Below are 17003 nucleotides of genomic sequence, written 5' to 3'. Positions count from 1 at the left end.
GCAACGAGTGTTGCAAGAAATGCAACACCGCAGATCAGGGAGGTTCCATGAGCAACGAGGCACTGGCCCGTCTGGCCGAGGAACGCGTCGACCACCGCTTCAAGGGCCTCCCCCCGGACGCCGACGGCCTCACCGTCGCCGAACTGACGGCCCAGCGCCGCAACCTCTTCACCGACGGCTTCGCCACCCCCGTGCTCGCCCTCTCCGCCGAGCGCCTGGAGCACAACCTCGACCTGATGGAGACGTACGCCACCCGCCACGGCCTCGCCTTCGCCCCGCACGGCAAGACCTCGATGGCGCCCCAGCTGTTCCAGCGCCAGATCGAGCACGGCGCCTGGGGCATCACGCTCGCGGTCCCGCACCAGGTGCGGGTGGCGCGGGCGTACGGCATCCAGCGGATCTTCCTGGCGAACGAACTCGTCGACGCCGCCGCCCTGCGCTGGATCGCGGGCGAGCTGACCAGCGACCCCGGCTTCCGTCTCATCTGTTACGTCGACTCCGTGCGCGGCGTCGAGCAGATGGACGCGGCACTGCGCGCCGCCGGGGCCACCCGGCCGGTGGATGTCGTGATCGAGCCGGCGGCCGGTGAGCACGCCCGGACCGGGGCCCGTACGGAGGCGGTGTGCGCGGCCGTCGCGGACGCGGTGGCCGCCGTGTCCACGCTGCGGCTGGTCGGCGTCGCGGGATACGAGGGCGAGGTTCCGCAGGCGGACCCCGAGCGGGTGCGGGCCTGGCTGCGCCGGGTGATCGCCATGGTCGTCGACTTCGACAAGGCGGGCCGGTTCGCGGGCCTGGACGAGATCGTCGTCAGCGCGGGCGGCAGCGCCTGGTTCGACGCGGTGGCGGAGGTGTTCGCGGAGATCCCCGAACTGTCCGCCCCCGTACTGAAGTTGCTGCGCTCCGGCGCCTACGTCTCGCACGACGACGGCCACTACCGCAAGCTGACCCCGTTCAACCGGGTCCCCGAGGAGGGCGCCCTCGAACCCGCCTTCCGCCTGTGGGCCCAGGTCGTCTCCCGCCCCTCCCCCGACCAGGCCTTCGTCAACGCGGGCAAGCGCGACGCGGCGTACGACCTCGATCTGCCGTTCGCCCAGGTGGTCCGCCGCGACGGCGTCGAGCGTCCGGCCACCGGCGTCTCGGTGACCGCGCTGTCCGACCAGCACGCGTGGCTGCGGACCACCGGGGAGGCGGACCTGGAGGTCGGGGACTGGCTCGGCATGGGGCTGTCGCACCCGTGCACGTCGTTCGACAAGTGGCAGCTGATTCCCCTCGCGCAGGCGGACGGGACCGTAGTCGACTACATCCGCACGTTCTTCTAGGAGGGGGCGGTCATGGAAGAACTCGTCATCCGGGATGCCGACGTCGTGGACGGCAGCGGCGGCCCCTCCTACCGCGCCGACGTCGTCGTGGACGGCGGCCGGATCGTGTCGATCGTGCAGGAGGCCGCCGCTGCCGGGTGCCAACGGCCCAAGGCGCGGCGGGAGTTGGATGCCGAAGGCCTCGTCCTCTCCCCCGGCTTCATCGACATGCACGCCCACAGCGATCTGGAGCTGCTGCGGGACCCCGACCACAGCGCCAAGGCCGCGCAGGGGGTCACCCTTGAGGTGATCGGCCAGGACGGGCTGTCGTACGCCCCCGTCGACGACCGCACGCTCGCCGAGGTCCGCCGCGCGATCACCGGCTGGAACGGCTCCGGCGACGACATCGACTTCGACTGGCGGACGGTGGGCGAGTATTTGGACCGCCTCGACGCCGGTTTCGACGGGCAGGGCATCGCGGTGAACGCGGCGTACCTCGTGCCGCAGGGCACGGTCCGCGCGCTCGCCGTCGGCTGGGAGGACCGGGCGGCGACGCCGGCCGAGCTGGACCGGATGCGGCAGCTGGTCGCGCAGGGCATGGCGCAGGGCGCGGTCGGCATGTCGTCGGGGCTGACGTACACGCCGGGCATGTACGCCGAGGACGCCGAACTGACGGAGCTGTGCCGGGTGGTGGCGTCGTACGGCGGCTACTACTGCCCGCACCACCGCTCCTACGGGGCCGGGGCCCTTCAGGCGTACGAGGAGATGGTGGCCCTGACGCGGGAGGCGGGCTGCGCGCTCCATCTCGCCCACGCCACCATGAACTTCGGTGTGAACAAGGGCCGCGCTCCTCAGCTGCTGTCCCTGCTGGACAAGGCGCTCGACGAGGGGGCCGACATCAGCCTGGACACGTACCCCTACACCCCCGGCTGCACGACCCTCGTCGCGCTGCTGCCGAGCTGGGCGGGCGAGGGCGGTCCGGAGGCGGTCCTGGCCCGGCTGTCGGACGACGAGGCCGCCGAGCGCGTCCGGCACCACATGGAGGTCGTCGGCGCCGACGGCTGCCACGGTGTGCCCATCGAGTGGGACACGATCGAGATCTCGGGCGTGAGCGACCCGGCACTCGGGGAGTTCGTCGGCCGGACGATCCGGCAGTCGGCGGACGCCCGGGGCGAGGCCCCCTGGGTGACGGCCCGTCGGCTGCTGCTCGACGACCGGCTGGGCTCGACGATCCTCCAGCACGTCGGCCACGAGGAGAACGTACGCACGATCATGCGGCACCGGGTCCACACGGGCGGCTCGGACGGCATCCTGCGCGGCACGAAGCCGCATCCCCGGGCGTACGGCACGTTCCCGCGCTATCTCGGGCGGTACGTACGGGAGTTGGGGGTGCTGTCCCTGGAGGAGTGTGTGGCCCATCTGACCGGGCGGCCGGCGGCGCGGCTGCGGTTGCCCGACCGGGGGCTGGTCCGCGAGGGGCACCGGGCGGACCTGGTGCTGTTCGACCCGGCGACGGTAGCGGCGGGCTCCACGTTCGAGGAGCCGCGCACGCTACCGACGGGCATCCCGCACGTCCTGATCGACGGCCGTTTCGTGATCGACGACGGCCGCCGCACGGACGTACTGGCGGGACGGGCGATCCGTAGCACCCGATAGCCCTGGGCCGGTTACGGCTTGGGCAGCACGCAGCCGCTCGCGCTCAGGTCGAGCTTGTTGTCGACGCCGAAGCAGGCGGGGATCTGGTAGGTCTCCTGGGCGTAGTTGATGCCCTGGCGGACGGTGACGTCGCCGCTCTCGTCGACCTCGCACGGGTTGTTGACCGTGCAGCGCTCGCCGTCCTCGTTGCCGGTGTTGTTGACGGCGACGACCTGGTTGGTGGCCTGGTCGATGACGGGGGAGCCGGACGTGCCGCCGATGGTGTTGCAGGCGGACGTGTAGCGGACCGAGTCCTTGAAGGTCCAGTCGCCTTCCTTGAGCTGGTAGGCGAACCCGTCGATGTTGCAGTTGTACAGCCGCTTCCAGTAGCCGGAGGCGACGGTGATGGCGGTGCCCTTGACCGGGTGGGTGTCGGCCACCGTCAGCGGGTTGATGCTGTACGAGCTCTTGATCTGCGCGTACGTGGTGGTGAGCTGGTAGAAGGCGACGTCCGTGTCGGTCATCGTCCCGTAAGCGATCTTGCTGGCTCGCAGCGTGCCGGCCCGGCCACCCGAGGAGTTGAGCAGGGTGAACGTACGGCTGGAGGCCCGGTCGACCACGACCTCGCCGGGGCCCGGCATGCCGGTCTCCAGACAGTGGCCGTTGGTCATGACCAGGGCCGGGTCGTTGTCCTCCGAGTCCGGGAAGCGGACGACGGAGCCGGAACAGTTGCTGAGCGCGACGGTGCCCGCGAAGTTGACGGCCTTGACCTTGGGGCTGTTCAGCACCTGGCCGAGGGTGTCCGCGGTGGAGGCGACGGTGTCGTTGACCACCGACGTGACCGAGCCCGTGTCCACGCCCTTGCCGAAGGAAGCGGGAGCTTCCACGGGAGCCGCGACCGCGGGTGCGGCGCCGGCCCCGGCTATCGCCAGGGCGAGGAGGGCGGCGCCGAGAGGTTTTCTCATGTGGGGGTCCCCTCATACGAGGAGGGTGACCGAAGAATCTCCGGTCACCCGCACTTTTGTCATGCACATTCTCACGCAGGAGGGGGGTGGGGACAAGGAGTTGCTTACCGGCGAGTTCAGTCCGTAGGGCTTTCCCTATCACGGGGAGCGAGGAGCACCGGGGCGACGGCGCAGGACACCCACGGAGAAGTTGACGGGGTCACCTCACGGGCACCGGGAAGTCATGATATCTTCACAGCTCTGTCGGCAAATCTCCCCGCAAATGGTGCCTTACCGCACCCAATAGGCCAATCTGTGAGCCATCCAGGAAAAACGGGGTGTGCCCCGTAATTCTTGGAGAGTGTGACGATGACAGGCCCTGCCGTTTCGGTAATTGTCGCCGCGTACAACGCAATGCCCTATCTGACGCGTTGCATCACTTCTGTCACGGAACAGACCATCGGCCAGGACCAGTTGGAGATCCTGGTCGTCGACGACGGCTCGACCGACGGAACCCCCAAGGAGCTCGACCGACTGGCGGCCCTGTACCCGGAGTTGCTGCGCGTCTTCCGGCAGGAGAACTCCGGCGGCCCCTCCGCACCCCGCAACCTCGGACTCGACCACGCGCGCGGACGGTTCGTGTTCTTCCTGGACGCCGACGACCACCTGGGGCCGGAGGCCCTGGAGCGCATGGTGGCGATGGCCGAGGAGAACGGCACCGACGTCGTGCTCGGCAAGATGGTCGGCGAGGGCGGGCGCGGGGCGCCGACCTCGATGTTCCGGCGCGACCAGCCGAGGACCGACGTCTTCTCGTCCCGGGTGTACTGGACGCTCAACCCCATGAAGCTCTTCCGCCGGGAGCTGCTGGAGCGCCACCGCCTGCGCTTCCCCACCGACCTCTCCATAGGCGAGGACCAGCTCTTCGTGGGCCCCGCCTATCTGCACGCGGCGGGCATCTCCGTCCTGGCCTCCTACGACTGCCTGTACTGGGTGCGCCGGGAGGACGAGGGCAACATCACCCTGCGCACGGGCGGGACCGAGCCCCGGCTGCGTTTCCTGCCCCGCGTGGTCGACATGCTCCTGGAGAACGTGCCGCCCGGCCCCGGCCTGGACCACCTGGCGCACCGGCACCTCACCGTCGAGGTCCGCCAGTTCCTCGACCACCTGGTCCACGAGCCCCGCGGCGAGCAGGAGAAGGCCCTCGCCCGGCTCGCCGAGACCATCGCACCGCTCTGCCACGAGGGGATGGACAAGCAGCTCTCGGCGATGGCCCGCCTGCGGCTCCACCTCGTACGCCATCGGATGCTCGACGAGCTGCTCGAACTGGTGCGGTTCGAGCGGGAGCTGGCGCGGAGCAAGTCGGCGACGCCCGTACTCGTCGACGGGGGCCGGGCCCTCGCCCGCTACCCCTTCCTGCGTGACGCCGCCCGCGCGATCCCCGACGACTGCTACGACGTCACCGCCCAGCTCGGCGTGCGCCACCGCGTCACCCGTGCCGACCTGCGCGGCACCGTGCTGCACCTCGCCGGGCACGGCTATCTGCACCGCGTCGAGACCCGTGACGTCAGCACCGAGCTGGTCCTGCGCGAGCGTGACAGCAAGGTGGAGTACCGGCTGCCCGTCACCCACACGGCGACCCCTGACGCGGGCTCCGACGAGGACGAGGGCAGCTTCACCTACGACCGCGCCGGGTTCGAGGCCACCGTCGACATCACCACGGCCGCCGACGGCGGCGCGCTGGGCGACGGGCTGTGGGACATCTCGCTCGCCATCGGCGCCCAGGGCATCACCCGCGAGGTCCGGATCGGCAGCAAGCGGGCCGACGACGTGTCCGGCAAGGCCACGACGCACGTCGTGGACACCGCCGAGGGGCTGAGCGCCGTCACCCTCTACACCACCCAGCCGCACGGCAACTTCACGCTCGACATCGGCGAACGCAAGCACACCGTGCCGGCGCGGCTCCGTCTCGACGACACGGTCCGGTGGGCCCCGGACGCCCCCACGGAGCTGGAGTTCACCGGCCGCTGCACGCTCGCCGGCTTCCCGGCGGGCGCCCTCGCCGTGACCCTGACGGACGGACAGGGCGGCTCCGTCTCCCACCGGCCGGCCCGGCGCCCCGAGGCGGGCGGTGCCTTCGTCATCCGCGTCCCCGTCTCCGAACTCCCCGTCGGCCTCTGGCACGGCGAACTCCGCCTCGGCAACTGGTCCGTGCCGCTCCCCGCCCTCCCGAAGAACATGCCGCCCGCCAAGTGGCGCCGCCTGGCACTCCCCCGCTACGCCAAGCCCGCCCCTGACAACGGCGGACGCTTCGCCCTCCAGGTCGCCAAGACCGACCTGGTCCGCGCGGTCACCCGACGCGTCAAGGGCTGACCGACGGGCGTACGGCTCCGCAGGTCGAACGGTCTCCGGAGCCACCCGCGCGCATGCGGGAAGCCACACCTTCCCCGGCCCCTCCCCCGGACGGCCACCGCACCCCGCCACCCACCAAGGGCGCCGCACGACCCCGCCCGGCCGCCTGACCACCCCAGCCGAGCAGTCGCGCGCCGCGGCACGGGCCGACAGACGTACGGCCCCGGCGAACCGTCGCCAAAGCCACCCGGGCGCATGCGGGAAGCCACACCTTCCCCGGCCCCTCCCCCGGACGGCCACCGCACCCCGCCACCCACCAAGGGCGCCGCACGCCCTACCCGGCCGCCTGACCACCCCGGTCGGGCAATCGCCCGCCGGCGTCCACGGGCCGACAGACGTACGGCCCCGGCGAACCGTCGCCGGAGGTACCCGCGCTATCGAGGGCCCTTCGTCTTGCCCAGCCCCCGCCCCGGATGATCGTCCCCGCCGTCGTCGCCCGGGGCGGTCGTGGTCGTTGTGGCGGTCGGGGTCGAGGGCTCCGTGCTTGTGGAGGGCGTCGACGAGGGGGTGTTGCCGGTGCGGTCGTCCTCGCCGGAGGCGGCGGGGCTCGGGGAGGTGCCCGGGGCGTCAGCGCGGGGCGCGGCGGTGGCGTCGGGCCGGCGGGGCGAGGCCGGGCCGGTGTCCGGGGTTCCGGTCGGGTCCGCCGAGGGGCCCGCCGTCGGGTTCGTGCCGTCGCCGTTCCGCTCTCCTCGCGAGGCGCCCTCCGGTGAGGAGCCGGACAGGGAGAGCCCCGCGATCAGCGCCGCCGCCGACACCGCGCCCACCGCACCGGCCACGATCACCAGGCGCCGCGAGGCGCGGGCCCGCGCCCTGCGGTGCGCTCGTCGACCTGGGCCCCCGGCCACGGCGGCGACTCCGGCGTCGTCCAGCCGAGGCAGCTCCGCCGTCTCGTCGTACACGTTCTGCCAGCCGTGCGCGGCCGCCGGGTCCGCGTACGCCTCGTAGGCGGGGGGCGCCGCCGGCCGCGGGTGGTACACGTTCGGCCGCCCCTGGGGCGTCACGTTCTCGCGCTCAGGTGGCTGGGACATGGGCGCGCATTCTAGAGACGGGGACGGCCTCCGGGACAGCTACCGGCGATAACAGCCCAAACCACCGCGTCACACGTGGCGGAAAACACGACCCACCGGACGTTACGCAGCCGTAAGCTCCTTGACATGCAGGTGATCCAGTCGACCAAGCTCGCCAACGTCTGTTACGAGATCCGGGGCCCGGTGCTCGAGGAGGCGATGCGGCTCGAGTCGGCGGGGCATCGGATCCTCAAGCTGAACACCGGCAACCCGGCCGCGTTCGGCTTCGAGTGCCCGCCCGAGATCCTGGAGGACGTCCTCCGCAACGTGTCGACGGCCCATGGCTACGGCGACGCGAAGGGCCTGCTGGCCGCACGCCGGGCCGTCGTCATGCACAACCAGACCCTCGGCATCGAGACGGACGTCGAGCACGTCTTCATCGGCAACGGCGTCTCCGAGCTGATCGTGATGGCGATGCAGGGGCTGCTCGACGACGGGGACGAGGTGCTGGTCCCGGCCCCCGACTACCCCCTGTGGACCGCCGCCGTGTCGCTGTCCGGCGGCACCGCCGTGCACTACCGGTGCGACGAGCAGTCCGACTGGATGCCCGACCTCGCCGACATCGAGCGCAAGGTCACCGACCGCACCAAGGCCATCGTCATCATCAACCCGAACAACCCGACGGGGGCCGTGTACGACGAGGCCATGCTCCGGGGGCTGACGGACATCGCCCGCCGGCACAACCTCCTCGTCTGCTCCGACGAGATCTACGACAAGATCCTCTACGACGGCGCCACGCACACCCCGACCGCCGCCGTCGCCCCCGATCTGCTCACCCTCACCTTCAACGGCATGTCGAAGGCGTACCGGGTCGCCGGGTACCGGGTGGGCTGGATGTCGATCTCGGGCCCGCGCGCCCACGCCGACTCCTACATCGAGGGCCTCACCATCCTCGCGAACATGCGGCTGTGCGCGAACATGCCCGGTCAGCACGGGGTCGTCGCCGCGCTCAGCGGGCGGCAGTCCATCAATGACCTGGTGCTGCCCGGCGGGCGGCTGAAGGAGCAGATGGACGTCGCCTACGAGCTGCTGACGCAGATCCCCGGCGTGAGCTGCGTACGGCCGAAGGGCGCGCTGTATCTCTTCCCGCGCCTCGACCCCAAGGTCTTCAAGATCAAGGACGACCGGCGGATGGTCCTGGACCTGCTGCGCAGGGAGAAGATCATGGTCGTCCAGGGCAGCGGCTTCAACTGGCCGGAGTCGGACCACTTCCGCGTGGTCACCCTGCCGACGGTCACGGACCTGCGGGACGCGGTGACCCGGATCGGACGGTTCCTCGACGGGTACAGCCAGCCCTGACGCTCACGCTGTGTGCAATGGACGGTCCTGTCTTGCGAACAGCTCAACTTTAGACGAGATCTAAGCTAGGATGGCTTCCTGTCAGCGCACAGGAGGCCATCCCCATGTACGAACCGATCCGAACCAAGTCGGTCCACAGCACGATGGCCGGCAACACCACCGACTTCCCTCACCGCTCGCGCGAGGAGGAGTTGGACATCCAGCTCGCCGGCCACCTCGCCGCACTGCTCGCCGTCACGGACGAGCTGCGCGCGGCGGCCCCCACTGCCGACCTCGACGCGGCCGCCGAGCGGCTCGCCGAACAGGTGGCCCGACTGCGGGGCGGTCCCGCGCCGACCCGCGCCGGTGCCTCCGGCGGTCAGGCGAGGCTCGCGGCACTGCATCGCCGTGCGCATGCCCTCGCCGGGCGCGCACTGGTGGTCGCCGCGTCCCGTGCGGACACCGCGGTGGCGATTCTGGCCGCGGAGCGCATGGACGCGCATGCTGCCGCGCAGGCTGCCGCGCAGGCTGCCGCGCAGGCTGCCGCGCAGGCCGAGCCGCAGGAGTTGACCGGCGTCGGCTGACACCCCCTGAACGGCCCCGGTCCGCGTGCACCCGCAGCGACGCGCGGACCGGGTGCCATGGCACTGCGTTCGCTTGAGCCGGGGTCGCCGATTCGCCGTGAGGGTTTCAGTCGTGCGGCGGGTGCGGGTTGGTCGTGGCTGGTCGCGCAGTTCCCCGCGCCCCTGACAAGAAGGGCGTTGCAGTGTCCCGCGGTGTAACGGGACCGGGGGGACATCTGCCGTTCATCCTCTTCCCTGTGGCTGTCCTCCAACGACTGTCTGCGGCTGCGGCCCGACGCAGCGAAGAAGGTCGTCTCGGAGACGCCGGTCATGTCGAGTCCCGTCAAACTGTGCCCCCCACAGGCTGAATTGAGCGGTCACCGGAGTCGGTGACCCTCCTGTGGAGACCATGTGGCAGCCGCGAAGATCATGCGATCAAGGCGGCGCGACCGTACAGCAGAACGAAAACAGGCGAGGGCCTGTCGCCGCGTTCCTCCCGTCGGGGCGGACGGGAGCATGCGGCGACAGGCCCACAGCCCCGTACGCCGTTGTACGGAACCTCGCCGGTCATGGGGTGCTTCACCGCGGCCGGCCGTGACGATGTTGCTGGTCAGGGCACGATCGGAGCCGGCCGCGGCGTCTTGGGGGCTGAGCTCAGCCCAGGCGCTGCACCAGCGCGTGGTACTCGTCCCACAGCTCCTTCGGCGTGTGGTCACCGAAGGTGTTGAGGTGGTCCGGAACCAGCGCGGCCTCCTCGCGCCAGACCTCCTTGTCGACGGTGAGCAGGAAGTCGAGGTCGGAGTCGGCCAGTTCGAGGCCGTTGGTGTCCAGCGCGCCCTTGGCCGGCAGGATGCCGATCGGCGTCTCGACGCCCTCGGCCCTGCCGTCGAGGCGCTCGACGATCCACTTCAGGACGCGGCTGTTCTCGCCGAAGCCGGGCCAGACGAACTTGCCCTCGTCGTTCTTGCGGAACCAGTTGACGTAGTAGATCTTCGGCAGCTTGGCCTGGTCCTTGCCCTTGGCCACGTCGACCCAGTGGGCCATGTAGTCGCCCATGTTGTAGCCGCAGAACGGCAGCATCGCGAACGGGTCGCGGCGCAGCTCGCCGACCTTGCCCTCGGCGGCGGCGGTCTTCTCGGAGGCCACGTTGGCGCCGAGGAAGACGCCGTGGTTCCAGTCGAAGGACTCGGTCACGAGGGGTACGGCGGTGGCGCGCCGGCCGCCGAAGAGGATCGCGGAGATCGGCACGCCCTTGGGGTCCTCCCACTCGGGCGCGATGATCGGGCACTGCGAGGCGGGGACCGTGAAGCGGGCGTTCGGGTGGGCGGCCGGTACGCCTGACTCGGGCGTCCAGTCGTTGCCCTTCCAGTCCGTCAGGTGGGCCGGGGTCTCCTCCGTCATGCCCTCCCACCAGATGTCGTTGTCGTCGGTGAGGGCGACGTTGGTGAAGACCGAGTTGCCCCACAGCGTCTTCATCGCGTTGGCGTTGGTGTGCTCACCGGTGCCGGGCGCGACGCCGAAGAAGCCGGCCTCGGGGTTGATCGCGTAGAGGCGGCCGTCCTCGCCGAAGCGCATCCAGGCGATGTCGTCGCCGATCGTCTCGACGGTCCAGCCGGAGATCGTGGGCTCCAGCATGGCGAGGTTCGTCTTGCCGCAGGCGGAGGGGAAGGCCGCCGCCACGTATTTCGACTCACCCTGCGGGGGCGTCAGCTTCAGGATCAGCATGTGCTCGGCGAGCCAGCCCTCGTCGCGGGCCATGACGGAGGCGATACGCAGGGCGTAGCACTTCTTGCCGAGCAGGGCGTTGCCGCCGTAGCCGGAGCCGTAGGACCAGATCTCGCGGCTCTCCGGGAAGTGGGAGATGTACTTGGTCTGGTTGCAGGGCCAGGGGACGTCCTGCTCGCCGGCCTCCAGCGGGGCGCCGACGGAGTGCACGGCCTTCACGAAGAAGCCGTCCTCACCGAGCTCGTCGAGCACGGCCTGGCCCATGCGGGTCATGGTGCGCATGGAGACGGCGACGTAGGCGGAGTCGGTGATCTCGACGCCGATGGCGGAGAGCTTCGAGCCGAGCGGGCCCATGCAGAACGGGACGACGTACATCGTCCGGCCGCGCATCGAGCCGCGGAAGACGCCCTTCTCACCGGAGAAGACCTCACGCATCTCGGCGGGGTCCATCCAGTGGTTCGTCGGGCCGGCGTCCTCCTCCTTCTCGGAGCAGATGAAGGTCCGGTCCTCGACGCGGGCGACGTCGGTCGGGTCGGAGGCGGCGTAGTACGAGTTGGGGCGCTTGATCGGGTCGAGCTTCCTGAAGGTGCCCTTCGCGACGAGCTCCTCGGACAGACGCTCGTACTCGGCCTCGGATCCGTCACACCAGACCACGTTGTCCGGCTGCGTGAGTTCTGCGATCTCGTTCACCCACGAAACCAGCTCCCGGTGGTGGGTGGGGACGACGGGGGGAGCCGCGATGTCGCGCGCCACGGTTGCTCCTAAGAGAGGGATTTTGTCCTGAATATGCCCTTGTATGCCCCGTGGGGGCCACGACCCGGATGCTTCGCGACGGGAGTGGACTGGATCTGCCGTCCCGATCTTTCGCGCTCATCCGGTGCCGACCGCACTCATTTGATCATCCGACGCGTCCGCCCATATGTCCAGAGGGCGTCACAGGTGAGCGGCGTGAGCATCGCCACTCATCCAGATGTTTTCGATGCGTCACCACGGCTTCACCCCAGGTGCGCCCCGCGCGGGTACCCCATGAGAGGATGGCCACTTCCGGGCTCTCATCTCGCCGTGCTGATACGTAACTTACGGTTCCGTAGGTACGATGCCCCCCATGACTGCGCCCGTCCCCGACGCGCAACCGGACACGGCGGCCGCCGGCCGCGCTTCCGGCGCGCCCTCCCTGCCCCACCAGATCGCACAGCACGCCCAGCAGCTCACGGACGAGATCAAGCCCAAACTCCGCGGCTGGCTGCACCTCGGGATGTTCCCCGCCGCGCTCGTCTCGGGCCTCGTGCTCACCGCCCTCGCGGACTCGACCAGAGGCCGGATCGCCTGCGGCATCTTCGCCCTCACGGCCTGTCTGCTGTTCGGCGTGAGCGCGCTGTACCACCGGGGCAACTGGAGCCCCCGCATGGACGGCATCCTGCGCCGACTGGATCACGCCAACATCTTCCTGATCATCGCGGGCACCTACACCCCGCTGACGATGCTGCTCCTTCCTGGTGCCAAGGGCCAGTGGCTGCTGTGGGGCATCTGGGCCGCCGCCGCGGCGGGCATCGTCTTCCGGGTCTTCTGGGTCGGCGCCCCGCGCTGGCTCTACACGCCCTGCTACATCGCGATGGGCTGGGCGGCCGTCTTCTTCCTGCCGGACTTCATGCGCGCCGGCGGTATCGCGGTGCTGGTCCTGGTGATCGTCGGCGGCGTCCTCTACAGCGCGGGCGGCGTGATCTACGGCATCAAGCGCCCGAACCCGTCACCGCGCTGGTTCGGCTTCCACGAGGTCTTCCACTCCTTCACGCTGGCCGCGTTCATCACGCACTACGTCGGGATCTCCCTGGTGGCGTACCAGCACGGATAGCCATCGCACAGCTTCTCCGAGGGCCACGGCTTGCGAGCCGTGGCCCTTTTTTCGCGTTCCCGCACCCCAAGAAGACTGACAGTCCTACTCTTTTGATAGTTACTCTCACTTCATGGCGCCTTCCGGGACCGGCTCGACGTCACCGGGCTGCCCGCGCAGGCCGCCGACACCGCCGGGGAGTCGGTCGTCGCGGCGCACCTCGTCGCCGAGCGGACGGGCTCGGCCGAACTGGTGGCCTGCGCGAACAGCGCGGACGTGCACGGCATGGGCGTCGTCCTCCTGGTGTGCGGTGTCGCGGCCCTCGTCTCCGCCCTGCTGGCGGCGGCGTTCCTGCCGGGCACGCCGGAGGCCCCCGGGCCCGAGACCCCGGACATGGCTGCCGAGGGGGCCGTGCCCGACAATGAGCCCATGCCCCCCGCGCACTCCTCCCCCCTGACCGACCGCCCCCAGCTGGGGCTTCGTGAGCGGAAGAAGATCAAGACCCGGACGGCGATCCGCGAGGCGACGTACGCGCTGATCAAGGAGCAGGGCTACGACGCCACCACGATCGAGCAGATCGCCGAGCGCGCCGAGGTGTCGCCGTCCACGGTCTTCCGGTACTTCCCGACGAAGGAGGACATCGTCCTCACGGACGAGTACGACCCGATGATGCTGGAGGAGCTGCGCGCCCGGCCCGCCTCGGAGTCCTGGATGGACTCGGTACGGCACGTGATGCACCGGTCGATGGACGCGCTGTTGGCCGAGGACCCCGAGGCGGTCCGGATCCGGGCTCACCTGGCGCTCCAGGTCCCCGCCGTCCGGGCCCGGATGATCGAGAGCATGTCGGCGACCGGACGCCTGCTGCGGGGCGCCATCGCCGAGCGCCACGGTCTGGACCCGGACTCCCTCGAAGTGCGGGTCTACGCGATGTCCCTGGTCGGCGGCCTGATGGAGGTCAACATCGCCTGGGCGGAGAACGACTGCCGGGACGACCTCCGCGACCTGGTGGACCGGGCCCTGGACATCGTCGAGCACGGCCTCCCCGCGAAAAACACCTGAGGCCCCGGCCCCGTGCCGTGACATCCTGACCAGGTGAACGGTCCCGAGATCCACGTCGAGTTCGCCCCCGAGCTGCGCGTGTTCCTGCCCAACGGACGGCGCGCGGGCGCGGGCGCCGTCACCACCGACGGCGTCTCGACCCTCGGCCATGTCGTCGAGTCCCTCGGCGTCCCGCTCACCGAGGTCGGCACCCTGGTCGTCGACGGCCGCGAGGTGCCGGTGTCGCACATCCCGACGGCGGGCGAGTCCGTGACCGTACGACCCGTCCGGCACCCCCAGCGGGTGCCCGGCGCTCCCCTGCGCTTCCTGCTCGACGTCCACCTCGGCACCCTCGCCCGCCGGCTGCGGCTGCTCGGCGTGGACACGGCGTACGAGTCGACGGACATCGGCGACCCGGCGCTGGCCGCGCGCTCGGCCGCGGAGCGACGCGTCATGCTGAGCCGTGACCGGGGGCTGCTGCGGCGCCGTGAGCTGTGGGCCGGGGCGTATGTGTACAGCACGCGGCCCGAGGACCAACTCCGCGACGTCCTCGACCGGTTCCGGCCCGAGCTGCGGCCCTGGACCCGCTGCTCCGCCTGCAACGGCGTGCTGCAGGCGGCCACCAAGGACGAGGTCGCGGACCGGCTGGAGGGCGGCACGCAGCGGTCGTACGACGTGTTCGCGCAGTGCACCCAGTGCAAGCGGGCCTACTGGAAGGGCGCGCACCACGAACAGCTGGTGGCCATCGTGGAGCGCGCCCTCGCCGACTACGCGAGTTAACGCCGGGTCACATCGCCCTTCCCACAGGCGATTCCGTCCCGGTTCGGGTCCAGCCGCAGCGGGTCGTCCTTGCCGTTGACCTTGAGGCGGCCGTAGTCGTTCTTCTTCAGCCAGTCGCAGCGGGCCTTCGTCGTCGCCTTCACCGTCGGCGGGAAGTCGGTCGGCACGCAGACGTTGACGGAGCCGTAGTGCCGGTCGCAGCCGGAGACGGTCGGGCTGACCTTCTGGGACTTCCGCTTCTTGCCGGGGCCGGTGACCTTGCCCTTGAGGTTGTCGGCGAAGTCGTGGACGTGGGCGGAGGCGTCCGTGGCGCTCAGGGCCTGCGGGCCCTGGAGGTGGACCCATTGGGCGACCGAGGGCACTCCGTTGGCGTCGACCGCGAAGAGCATGTACCAGCCGGGCGGGGCCAAGTTGGGGTTGCTCGTCACGTTCAGGTCGACGTTGTCGCCGTCCACCGACAGGGGCAGATCCACGAACCGCTGGTTCGGGTCCGAGGAGTGGGTGACGGCGGCCGGGCGGATCAGCTCGGCCTTGGCGATGGGGCGGTCGACGGTGATCCGCTGGGTGTCGCCGTACGTCCACTCGGTGTCGATGACCGAAGTGATCGCCGGGCGCTCGCCCTTGAGGAGATAGGGCGGGGTGTAGACCGACACGTCGTGGTTCCAGGTGCCGTTGCCCGGGTTGTCGCCGGTCGTCATCACACGGCCGTCGGGGAGGAGGAAGGCCGAGGAGTGGTAGCCGCGTTCCTCCGGGTCCGCCGCCACCGGGTCGAAGGTGCCCGTCGCCGGGTCGTAGAGCGACGACTCGTACACCGGGTTGGCCCGGTTGTGCAGCGCGCCGCCGGTCTCCAGGACCTTGCCGTCGGGCAGGAGCACGGCGGAGACGTACATCTTGCCCTGGTTGCCGGTCTGCGGGACCTTGCCGTTGCCGAGGTCGACGGTGCCCTGCGGGAGCGGGGGCCCGGCGACGTAGGACGGGTTGGGCTGCTTGAGGTCGATGACGTCCGTGAGACGGTTGGCGTCCGGGTTGGAGTCGATGTTGCCGCCGCCGATGGTGAGGACCTTCTGGTCCTGGGCCGGGGGCAGCAGCACGCTCGCGGACTGGTCGCGCTCGTCCTTGTTCCGGAGGCCGGGGACCTGGGTGACGGTGTTGGCGTCGTAGTCGTAGATCGCCGAGCCCGTGCCGGGGATGTTGTTGCCGAAGACGTGGCTGCCGGAGTAGAAGAGGCGGCCGTCCTGCATCAGGATCATCGACGGGTACAGGCCCCAGTACGACCAGGTCTGGTTGACCTTCCAGAGCTCCAGCCACTTCTGCTCGGCGTCCGACCACAGCTCGGCGGTGACCGAACCGGACGAGTCCTCCTTCAGACCGCCGAAGGAGATCACGTCACCGTTGCCGAGGATGGTGGCCGACGGGTACCAGTGGCCGTCGTTCATGTCGTTGGTCCTGCTGTAGGTCTCGGTCACCGGGTCGAAGACGTACGAGTCCTTGTAGCCCTGGTAGCCGATCGTGCCGTCGGCCGACGGATAGCCCTTGTTGCCGCTCATCACGAGCACACGGCCGTCCTGCAACTGCACATGCCCGGCACAGAACATGTCCTTCGGCGTGGGGATCTGCTTGTACGTGCCGTTCTGCGGGTCGTAGACCGCGCTGGTGAACGTGCCCGCCTCGAACATCTCCTCGCTGTTGCCGGAGCCGGCGATCAGCAGCACCTTGCCGTTGTTGAGGACGACGGAGTGCATGGAGCGGACCGGGTTCTGGGTGGGCAGCACGTCCCAGCGGCCGTTCGCGCACTCCTCGGCCGTGCCCGTGCACACCGGGTCCGGGACGGGGTCGGCGACCTGGTCCATCGTGTAGTCGTCGGTCGTGACCGAGCCGGTGCCGTAGACGGAGACGCCCCAGGCGATCCGGTCGGTGCCGGTCGGCACCTCGGGCGTACGGACCGTGGCCTCGGTCCAACCGGCCGCCATGTCCAGCGTCTTGAGGTCGGTCCAGTACTGCCAGCCGGCTGTCGGGTCGTGCCGGAAGAGGGTGACCGAGGCGTCCGGGGTGGTCGACCTGTACCAGAGGCCCAGGTCGTACTGCTTGCCCGGCGTGACGACCGGCGCGCACTCGGCGGACTCGGTGATGAGCGCCTTGCGGTCGCCGTCGACACGGCGGGTGAGCTCGACCTTCATGGCCTTGCCGCCGCTGTGGGCGTCGGTGGTCGTGGTGAAGGTGAAGTCGTTGTCGCCCCAGCCGGACTTCTTCCAGCAGTAGGGCATGTCGTCGGTGCCGGCGGTCTCGAAGCCGGGGTTCTTGATGAGGTTCGCGGCGGAGGCGGGCTGGGGCGAGGTGAGGAGCAGACCGGCGGTCAGGGCCCCCACCCCGACCAGTGCGGTCCTTCTTCGGTGTCTGCTGATGCGGTGTCTGCTGACGAGGCGCTTGTTCATGCG

13 protein-coding genes are annotated in these 17003 nt (G+C 70.2%); 8 read left to right on the top strand and 5 right to left on the bottom strand.

The window, feature by feature from the left end; translation table 11 throughout:
* The first annotated feature begins 47 nt into the window (after positions 1 to 47).
* Together AQJ67_RS27740 and AQJ67_RS27735 are read left to right on the top strand one after the other, a co-directional pair.
* The gene (locus tag AQJ67_RS27740; RefSeq protein WP_062722011.1) at positions 48 to 1319 is read left to right on the top strand and encodes an amino acid deaminase; all 1272 of its coding nucleotides are present in this window, start codon (positions 48 to 50) and stop codon (positions 1317 to 1319) included.
* 12 nt (positions 1320 to 1331) lie between these two features.
* Positions 1332 to 2954, top strand: coding sequence for an N-acyl-D-amino-acid deacylase family protein (locus AQJ67_RS27735; protein WP_062722010.1), 1623 nt, complete (start codon positions 1332 to 1334; stop codon positions 2952 to 2954).
* Positions 2955 to 2965: 11 nt separating this feature from the next.
* Here the strand turns inward: AQJ67_RS27735 and AQJ67_RS27730 are convergent, their stop codons facing one another.
* Positions 2966 to 3898, bottom strand: coding sequence for a trypsin-like serine peptidase (locus tag AQJ67_RS27730; protein ID WP_062722009.1), 933 nt, complete (start codon positions 3896 to 3898; stop codon positions 2966 to 2968).
* A gap of 393 nt (positions 3899 to 4291) precedes the next feature.
* Between AQJ67_RS27730 and AQJ67_RS27725 the strand changes: the two genes are divergently transcribed.
* On the top strand, positions 4292 to 6247 hold the full coding sequence (locus tag AQJ67_RS27725; RefSeq protein ID WP_062722008.1) for a glycosyltransferase family 2 protein: 1956 nt from the start codon (positions 4292 to 4294) through the stop codon (positions 6245 to 6247).
* 413 nt (positions 6248 to 6660) lie between these two features.
* On the opposite strand, the gene AQJ67_RS27720 is transcribed toward AQJ67_RS27725, so the two are convergent.
* Complete coding sequence (locus AQJ67_RS27720; RefSeq protein ID WP_062722007.1) at positions 6661 to 7314, bottom strand: hypothetical protein; 654 nt, start codon at positions 7312 to 7314, stop codon at positions 6661 to 6663.
* Between the two features lie 126 nt (positions 7315 to 7440).
* Between AQJ67_RS27720 and AQJ67_RS27715 the strand changes: the two genes are divergently transcribed.
* Both AQJ67_RS27715 and AQJ67_RS27710 read left to right on the top strand, forming a co-directional pair.
* Positions 7441 to 8652 (top strand): pyridoxal phosphate-dependent aminotransferase, encoded by a 1212-nt coding sequence (locus AQJ67_RS27715; protein ID WP_062722006.1) that lies wholly within the window; start codon positions 7441 to 7443, stop codon positions 8650 to 8652.
* A gap of 104 nt (positions 8653 to 8756) precedes the next feature.
* Positions 8757 to 9215, top strand: coding sequence for an SCO4983 family protein (locus AQJ67_RS27710; RefSeq protein WP_062722005.1), 459 nt, complete (start codon positions 8757 to 8759; stop codon positions 9213 to 9215).
* A 633-nt stretch (positions 9216 to 9848) separates the two neighbouring features.
* On the opposite strand, the gene AQJ67_RS27705 is transcribed toward AQJ67_RS27710, so the two are convergent.
* Entirely contained in the window at positions 9849 to 11672 is a 1824-nt protein-coding gene (locus tag AQJ67_RS27705) for a phosphoenolpyruvate carboxykinase (GTP) (protein WP_062722004.1), read from the bottom strand.
* 352 nt (positions 11673 to 12024) lie between these two features.
* Here AQJ67_RS27705 and trhA point away from each other — a divergent pair, with 352 nt between their 5' ends.
* Positions 12025 to 12771 carry a PAQR family membrane homeostasis protein TrhA gene (gene trhA / locus AQJ67_RS27700; protein WP_062722003.1) on the top strand — a complete coding sequence of 249 codons (747 nt, stop codon included), beginning with the start codon at positions 12025 to 12027 and terminating at the stop codon, positions 12769 to 12771.
* A gap of 105 nt (positions 12772 to 12876) precedes the next feature.
* Here trhA and AQJ67_RS48680 read toward each other — a convergent pair whose 3' ends face one another.
* Positions 12877 to 13032, bottom strand: coding sequence for a hypothetical protein (locus tag AQJ67_RS48680; RefSeq protein WP_159058836.1), 156 nt, complete (start codon positions 13030 to 13032; stop codon positions 12877 to 12879).
* A gap of 147 nt (positions 13033 to 13179) precedes the next feature.
* On the opposite strand from AQJ67_RS48680, the gene AQJ67_RS27695 reads away from it, so the two are divergent.
* Together AQJ67_RS27695 and AQJ67_RS27690 are read left to right on the top strand one after the other, a co-directional pair.
* Positions 13180 to 13809 carry a TetR/AcrR family transcriptional regulator gene (locus AQJ67_RS27695; RefSeq protein WP_062722082.1) on the top strand — a complete coding sequence of 210 codons (630 nt, stop codon included), beginning with the start codon at positions 13180 to 13182 and terminating at the stop codon, positions 13807 to 13809.
* A 33-nt stretch (positions 13810 to 13842) separates the two neighbouring features.
* Positions 13843 to 14568, top strand: coding sequence for a Mut7-C RNAse domain-containing protein (locus AQJ67_RS27690; RefSeq protein ID WP_062722002.1), 726 nt, complete (start codon positions 13843 to 13845; stop codon positions 14566 to 14568).
* Here AQJ67_RS27690 and AQJ67_RS27685 read toward each other — a convergent pair.
* Complete coding sequence (locus AQJ67_RS27685) at positions 14565 to 17000, bottom strand: galactose oxidase early set domain-containing protein (RefSeq protein ID WP_062722001.1); 2436 nt, start codon at positions 16998 to 17000, stop codon at positions 14565 to 14567. The two genes, AQJ67_RS27690 and AQJ67_RS27685, sit on opposite strands and share 4 nt — an antisense overlap.
* Positions 17001 to 17003 lie beyond the last annotated feature (3 nt).

The organism is Streptomyces caeruleatus (assembly GCF_001514235.1).
GTDB classification, from domain to species: Bacteria; Actinomycetota; Actinomycetes; order Streptomycetales; family Streptomycetaceae; genus Streptomyces; species Streptomyces caeruleatus.
Note: the sequence above shows the minus strand (reverse complement) of the source record. Positions and strands in the feature narration are given on the sequence as shown.

Excerpts from the sequence above, each read along its gene's own strand:
- AQJ67_RS27740 (WP_062722011.1), top strand. The coding sequence starts at position 48 with ATGAGCAACGAGGCACTGGCCCGTCTGGCCGAGGAACGCGTCGACCAC.
- AQJ67_RS27735 (WP_062722010.1), top strand. The coding sequence starts at position 1,332 with ATGGAAGAACTCGTCATCCGGGATGCCGACGTCGTGGACGGCAGCGGC.
- AQJ67_RS27730 (WP_062722009.1), bottom strand. The coding sequence starts at position 3,898 with ATGAGAAAACCTCTCGGCGCCGCCCTCCTCGCCCTGGCGATAGCCGGG.
- AQJ67_RS27725 (WP_062722008.1), top strand. The coding sequence starts at position 4,292 with ATGCCCTATCTGACGCGTTGCATCACTTCTGTCACGGAACAGACCATC.
- AQJ67_RS27720 (WP_062722007.1), bottom strand. The coding sequence starts at position 7,314 with ATGTCCCAGCCACCTGAGCGCGAGAACGTGACGCCCCAGGGGCGGCCG.
- AQJ67_RS27715 (WP_062722006.1), top strand. The coding sequence starts at position 7,441 with ATGCAGGTGATCCAGTCGACCAAGCTCGCCAACGTCTGTTACGAGATC.
- AQJ67_RS27710 (WP_062722005.1), top strand. The coding sequence starts at position 8,757 with ATGTACGAACCGATCCGAACCAAGTCGGTCCACAGCACGATGGCCGGC.
- trhA (WP_062722003.1), top strand. The coding sequence starts at position 12,025 with ATGACTGCGCCCGTCCCCGACGCGCAACCGGACACGGCGGCCGCCGGC.
- AQJ67_RS27695 (WP_062722082.1), top strand. The coding sequence starts at position 13,180 with ATGCCCCCCGCGCACTCCTCCCCCCTGACCGACCGCCCCCAGCTGGGG.
- AQJ67_RS27685 (WP_062722001.1), bottom strand. The coding sequence starts at position 17,000 with ATGAACAAGCGCCTCGTCAGCAGACACCGCATCAGCAGACACCGAAGA.